Annotated in this window: 5 protein-coding genes; 2 read left to right on the top strand and 3 right to left on the bottom strand. The window is 47.8% G+C overall.

Features of this window, described 5'->3' with window-relative positions:
* Positions 1-101: 101 nt before the first annotated feature.
* The 3 genes from ACOJTG_RS20030 to ACOJTG_RS20020 form a co-directional block, all read right to left on the bottom strand.
* On the bottom strand, positions 102-1,820 hold the full coding sequence (locus ACOJTG_RS20030) for an IlvD/Edd family dehydratase (RefSeq protein ID WP_420155442.1): 1,719 nt from the start codon (positions 1,818-1,820) through the stop codon (positions 102-104).
* Between the two features lie 543 nt (positions 1,821-2,363).
* Positions 2,364-2,951 carry a D-sedoheptulose 7-phosphate isomerase gene (gene lpcA / locus ACOJTG_RS20025; protein WP_420155441.1) on the bottom strand — a complete coding sequence of 196 codons (588 nt, stop codon included), beginning with the start codon at positions 2,949-2,951 and terminating at the stop codon, positions 2,364-2,366.
* 52 nt (positions 2,952-3,003) lie between these two features.
* The gene (locus tag ACOJTG_RS20020) at positions 3,004-4,242 is read right to left on the bottom strand and encodes a M16 family metallopeptidase (RefSeq protein WP_420155440.1); all 1,239 of its coding nucleotides are present in this window, start codon (positions 4,240-4,242) and stop codon (positions 3,004-3,006) included.
* Between the two features lie 166 nt (positions 4,243-4,408).
* Here ACOJTG_RS20020 and ACOJTG_RS20015 point away from each other — a divergent pair, with 166 nt between their 5' ends.
* Positions 4,409-5,536, top strand: a complete 1,128-nt coding sequence (locus tag ACOJTG_RS20015; protein ID WP_420155439.1) for an ABC transporter substrate-binding protein — start codon at positions 4,409-4,411, stop codon at positions 5,534-5,536.
* Between the two features lie 153 nt (positions 5,537-5,689).
* Positions 5,690-5,947 (top strand): hypothetical protein, encoded by a 258-nt coding sequence (locus tag ACOJTG_RS20010; RefSeq protein WP_420155438.1) that lies wholly within the window; start codon positions 5,690-5,692, stop codon positions 5,945-5,947.
* Positions 5,948-6,000 lie beyond the last annotated feature (53 nt).

Below are 6,000 nucleotides of genomic sequence, written 5' to 3'. Positions count from 1 at the left end.
TCCTAAAGAAGAAAGGGATAAAGGCACCAATGCGGATCAATAATGCATAAAAAAAGAGCACTTCATCAAAGGAGTGCTCTTTTTTTGGATAAACTTATGACTTAATGCGATTCCCGCAATTTCCAGGTTCCGGATTTTCCAACCAGGAAATCCATATCAGCTCCCTGGTGCGATTGCTGGACGTGATTCAGGTACAAATTGGTATAGCCGCGTTCGTAGCCCAATTCCAGCGGCTGCCAGAGCTTTTTACGCTCGGCCAGTTCCTCATCGGATACGTGCAGGTGCAGGCTTCGGTTGGGTACATCCAGCGTAATGAGATCGCCGTTTTGCACCAGAGCCAGTGTACCTCCAATGGCCGCTTCGGGTGAGACGTGCAGGACGACCGTACCGAAACCAGTACCACTCATCCGACCGTCGGAAATACGGACCATATCGTGGATTCCTTTTTCAAGGAGTTTCTTCGGTAAAACCATATTTCCTACTTCCGGCATACCGGGGTATCCCTTCGGACCGACGTATTTCAACACCATGACACAGGTTTCATCGATGTCCAGATCCGGATCGTCAATACGGGCTTTATAATCGTCAATATCTTCAAATACAACGGCTCTACCCGTGTGGGTCATCAGGTGCGGACTGGCGGCTGAGGGTTTGAGTACAGCACCATTCACGGCCAGATTGCCTTTTAGTACGGCCAGTCCGGTGTTGGGTTTGAAGGGATTATCAACCGAAGCAATGATTTCCCGGTTATGGGCATTGGATAAAACAATGTTTTCGCCCATCATTTGCCCGGTTACCGTCAGAGCATCCAGGTTGAGCGAATTGGAAAGCTCTTTCATTACCGCAGGCAAGCCGCCCGCGTAGTACAGATCTTCAAAGAAGTGCTCGCCTGAAGGCTGAATATTGGCAATGAAAGGAATATTTTCGGACAAGCGATCGAAATCCTGTAAGTCCAGTTCCACGCCAATCCGACCCGCAATGGCCATGAGGTGAATCACGAAGTTGGTAGAACCACCGATAGCGGCGTTGACCATGATTGCGTTTTCAAAGGCCTTTCGGGTTAGTACTTTCGACATGGTCAGGTCTTCGCGGACCATCTCCACGATCCGGCGACCCGTCATGTGAGCCATCGTCTTTCGGCGGGAATCTGCCGCCGGAATCGAAGCATTATCGGGCAAAGTCAACCCCAGCGATTCGACCATGGATGCCATCGTGGAGGCTGTGCCCATTACCGCACAGTGACCGGCACTCCGGGCCATACAGCCTTCAGCAGCAATGAATTCTTCCTGCGACATCTCCCCCACTTTATAGGCTTCGGCAAAACGCCAGACATCCGACGTACCGATTTTACGGCCTTTGAAATGCCCCGCCAGCATGGGCCCGCCCGAGATGACAATACTGGGCAAGTCCACACTCGCCGCTCCCATCACCAAAGAGGGCGTCGTTTTATCACAACCGCACATCAGCACGACGCCATCAATAGGATTTCCGCGAATAGATTCCTCCACGTCCATACTGGCCAGGTTTCGGTACAGCATGGCGGTAGGTTTCATGAGGGTTTCGCCCAAAGACATGACGGGAAACTCCACGGGAAAGCCCCCAGCCTCCCATACGCCCCGCTTGATACATTCGGCGAGTTCGCGGAAGTGGGCATTACAGGGCGTTAACTCCGACCAGGTATTACAGATTCCGATGACGGGCTTGCCCATGAATTCATGGTGCGGAAATCCCTGATTTTTCATCCAGGCCCGGTAAATGAAACCGTCTTTACCCGTCTTGCCAAACCAGTCCTGTGAACGGAGTTTCTTTTCTTCTTGCATGTTTCAGTGTTCAGTTTAGAGGGTTATGTCTGACCTTATTCAAAGGGGGACGCATTAAAATCCGTCCCTGAAAAATGGGTCGAGCCTACGGCTCTTGGTCAGTTGGTGGTCAGAGTGATGAGTTATTAAATTAGGTAGCTTTTCGTAGATGGTGAACTTACCGATGTTCTAAATACGTCAAATTTATTACTCAAGGGCATTTTCTTACGAATGCAGCCCAAAGCTTGACACTCCTTTAGATGCCGAATAACCTTGTATCTTTCCACGATGATCTTTCACGCAACTCAATGGGTGCTACAAGTACTACTATCCGCTTCATTTCTCCAAAGCATTTTTTCGCTAGTATCGCTCAAACTTGCGTACTCGTCTCCGCTAAAGCTTGCGATACAACGGTACGTTTTTCAAGAACAAGAGCCGTAGGCTAGGCCCATTTTTTAAGAACGGATTTTAATCCATCCCCATCCAATGCCCATTCACAAATAAAACACAGTATTCACCAGTACAAGTGAAACACTGTGTTTTAGCAGACGCAAAGAAGGGACGTTAGTCGTTTTGTTCGACCACTAACTTCTCAATCAATAAAATTAAAATGTGAATCACTTTAATGTGAATCTCCTGAATACGATCCGCGTAGCCAAAATGCGGTACGCAGATTTCCACGTCCGCTTGTCCGGCCAGTTTGCCTCCATCTTTTCCGGTCAGAATCAATACCTTCATGCCCTTGGAGCGGGCGGCTTCTACCGCTTTGATGATATTAGCCGAATTTCCGGACGTACTAATTCCAACCAGTACATCCCCGGCAAAGCCCATGCCTTCCACAAAACGGCTAAATACGTGATCGTAGCCGTAATCATTGGATACGCAGGATAAGTGACTGACGTCGGAAATGGCAATGGCCGGCAATGATCGTCGGTCGTTGCGATACCGGCCCGTAAGTTCTTCAGCAAAGTGCATCGCATCACAATGCGAACCGCCATTTCCGCAGGAAATGATTTTGTTACCGTTCTGAATCGCCGAAGCCAGTAAGTGAGCCGCGTCCTCAATATGCTGAATATGTTTAGGATCGTTTAAAAAGCGATCCAGTACTTGCTGAGCTTCTGATAATTCCTGTTGAATAATCGACTGTAACATGGATAGTAAGGATTGGGCGTTCCGGGCCAAATCTTTCCCGAAACGCTGAACATTAAGCCGAAGCCCGGTAATATAAGGTTGAACAGTTTTCGGAACGAAGAATGTTACGGGCCGCTGCCTGAATCAGTTCGCCCGATACGGCCTGAATGCGTTCTGCTTCCAGATTGGCCCACTCAGCATTTCCGGCATTGGCCGCAAAAGCCAGATTCATCGCCCGATTCAGTAATTCGATTTCGGAGAAGGCCAGGGTGGCCTCAGCCTGATTTTTCACTTTCAGTACTTCCGATTCCATGGGTCCTTTCGCCAGCAGTTCATCAATGATTTCCTGAATGGCCTTTTCGCCCTCTTCAATCGATACACCCTGATTCAGATTACCCTGAATGACGAATAAGCCGGGTTCCAGACTACCCGTAGGATACGCATTGATGGAATTAAACAGAGCCTGTTCTTTCACCAGCTTGCGATACAAGCGTGACGATTTTCCCCGGCCCAGAATATCCGCCAGCAAATCGGCTGGATAATACCCGGCCTCGTACCGACCCGGCATATGATAAACTTTATACAGGGCGTCTAGTGGTACTTTGGCTTCAACCTCCTGAAAACGGGCCTCGGTTTGCAAGGGTTCCTCAGGCAACGCCCGCTGATACGGCTGACCGGCGGCGATGGGTTCAAACCATTTTTTACTCAGGGCTTTTACCTGCTCTACGGTTACATTTCCGGCGACGACCAACAAGGCATTGCTCGGCACGTAATACCGGAAAAAGAAATTCCGTACATCTTCCAGCGTTGCTTCTTCAATATGGCTGATTTCCTTGCCAATGGTCGCCCAACTGTAGGGATGTTTCGTGTACGCCAGGGGCCGAAGCTTCAGCCACACATCGCCGTAGGGCTGGTTGAGATAGCGTTGTTTGAATTCTTCGATGACCACATTCCGCTGTACTTCCAGCACCTGGGGATCGAAAGATAGCGACATCATCCGATCCGATTCCAGCCAGAAGGCCGTCTCCAGATTAGTCGCCGGTAAGGTGATATAATAGTTAGTAATATCGGCAGATGTAAATGCGTTATTCTCTCCGCCTACCCGTTGGAGCGGTGTATCGTAATCGGGAATGTGCTTCGAGCCGCCGAACATCAGGTGCTCGAAGAGGTGGGCAAAGCCCGTTTTTTCGGGGTTTTCATCCCGCGAACCCACATTATACAAAATATTGACGGCTGCCATGGGCGTGGTGTGGTCTTCGAGCACATACACCTGCAAGCCGTTATCCAGAGTAAAAGTCTGATAATGAATCATAGTCCTCAACCGGACGTATTTCGGCGAACGCTTAGTCCGCCGCATCCGTTTCCTTCCGACAAATCTACGGTTATGGGTTAAATGCACCCTATCTTTAACGGCTCAATGTTTTTAAAATTTCCAGTAAGTACCCTACTTTTTGCATACCCATTGGTAAACCCTAGTCATGAAACATCATACGTATTTACGCTTTTTGCTCCTTCTTCTCTGCTTCATTTTCCAAAATTTCTCCGCTACATCTCAGATTCTCAATGATCGCGAGACCCAGCAGCAAGTCATTGAAGCCCTCCAAAACATTTACAATTTCGAGTTCAAAGAAGCCGAACCTTTCCAGCAAAAAATTAAAGCTAAATATCCAAATCACCCGGTCAATCCTTTACTATTGGCGATTCAGACCTACTGGCAGTATCTGCCCGTGGCCGAGAACGCTTCGGCTGCCAATCGGTACCAGTCGTATTTGAATCAGTCGCTCGAACAGGCGGAACAGATGAAGTCCGTTGATAAACACGATACGGAAGCTACGTTTTTTCTGCTGGCCTCCCATAGTTATCTGGCGATGCTGGAATCGGACCGTGGCGAGTTTATGAAAGCCGCTTCGGAAGCCAAGCGTACCTACAACTACATGAAAAAGGGCTTCAAGTTAACCGAACAAAATCCGGAGTTTTTCTTTTCAACGGGTCTGTACAACTATTACCGCGAACAGTATCCGCAAGATCACCCCATCGTAAAACCCATCATGGTATTTTTCCAAAATGGGAATAAAACCCTGGGATTAAAACAAATGGAAACGGGGTATCAAAGGGGGATTTTTACCAAAACGGAAGCTGCGTATTATTTGGTCTATGTACTCATCAAACATGAGAATAACCCGGCAAAAGCCCTGACCTACTCTACGCCTTTACTGAAAGAATATCCAAACAATCCGGTTTACTTGACGCGGCATACCGAAGCCCTCACCTTGGCGGGCCGATACACCGACGCCGAACCACTGGCTCAGCAACTGGCCCAGAAAAAGCAAGTGGTTTTTAAATCATCGGGTGAAGTTTTTCTGGGATTGGTTTTGGAAAAAGGAAAGAAAAACGATGCCGCGGCGGCCTCGTATTACCAGAAGGCCCTGCAAAACAAAATAAGTGAACAATATACGCAAGATTATCACGCCATGGCTTATTGCGGACTCGCCCGTATTGCGGATCGTTCGGGTAAGAAAGATCAGGCTCGGGAGTATTATAAGAAGGCTCAGAAACTGGCTGAATATCGAAGTACGATGGACGAAATTAAGCAGGCTTTGAAGTAAGTCTGACGCTGTACTAAAGATTAAATGGGAATTAAAAAATTCCCAAATGAAGCGTTTCGCGAATCAGCGGTACAAAAATTTTAAGTACAGATATAGCTTTATCCATTGTGAAATAAGCTTTCGTATTTTATTCATTTTTTTCACCCTGATACCATGAAAACGTTCAGCATTGCCCTGTTACTAACCGCTCTTAGCTTCGGTTCATTCGCCCAACAGCCCGTAGTCGTCACTAAAAAAACGGTAGCGAAGAAAAAGACGGAACACGTTTCTACTAAAAAAACTACGAGTCCGTCCGCTGAAGGAAGTAGCAAAAACGTCTCGAAGAAGGTAGAAACTTCGACCGTAAAAGGAGCAAATGGTGATACAAAGACCACCACCAAAACGGCAACCAAGACCAAGAAAAATTCTTAATCAATAAGCAGGTGGCTCTTACGGGCCACCTGCTTTGTTTTTATATACTTTAT

Origin of the sequence: Siphonobacter sp., assembly GCF_048595215.1 — a bacterium.
Classification (GTDB): domain Bacteria; phylum Bacteroidota; class Bacteroidia; order Cytophagales; family Spirosomataceae; genus Siphonobacter.
This window is presented reverse-complemented; position numbering and strand designations above follow the sequence as displayed.

What these genes read in the sequence shown, in the direction of transcription:
- ACOJTG_RS20020 (WP_420155440.1), bottom strand. Translation starts at nt 4,242, where the DNA reads ATGATTCATTATCAGACTTTTACTCTGGATAACGGCTTGCAGGTGTAT.
- ACOJTG_RS20015 (WP_420155439.1), top strand. Translation starts at nt 4,409, where the DNA reads ATGAAACATCATACGTATTTACGCTTTTTGCTCCTTCTTCTCTGCTTC.
- ACOJTG_RS20010 (WP_420155438.1), top strand. Translation starts at nt 5,690, where the DNA reads ATGAAAACGTTCAGCATTGCCCTGTTACTAACCGCTCTTAGCTTCGGT.
- ACOJTG_RS20030 (WP_420155442.1), bottom strand. Translation starts at nt 1,820, where the DNA reads ATGCAAGAAGAAAAGAAACTCCGTTCACAGGACTGGTTTGGCAAGACG.
- lpcA (WP_420155441.1), bottom strand. Translation starts at nt 2,951, where the DNA reads ATGTTACAGTCGATTATTCAACAGGAATTATCAGAAGCTCAGCAAGTA.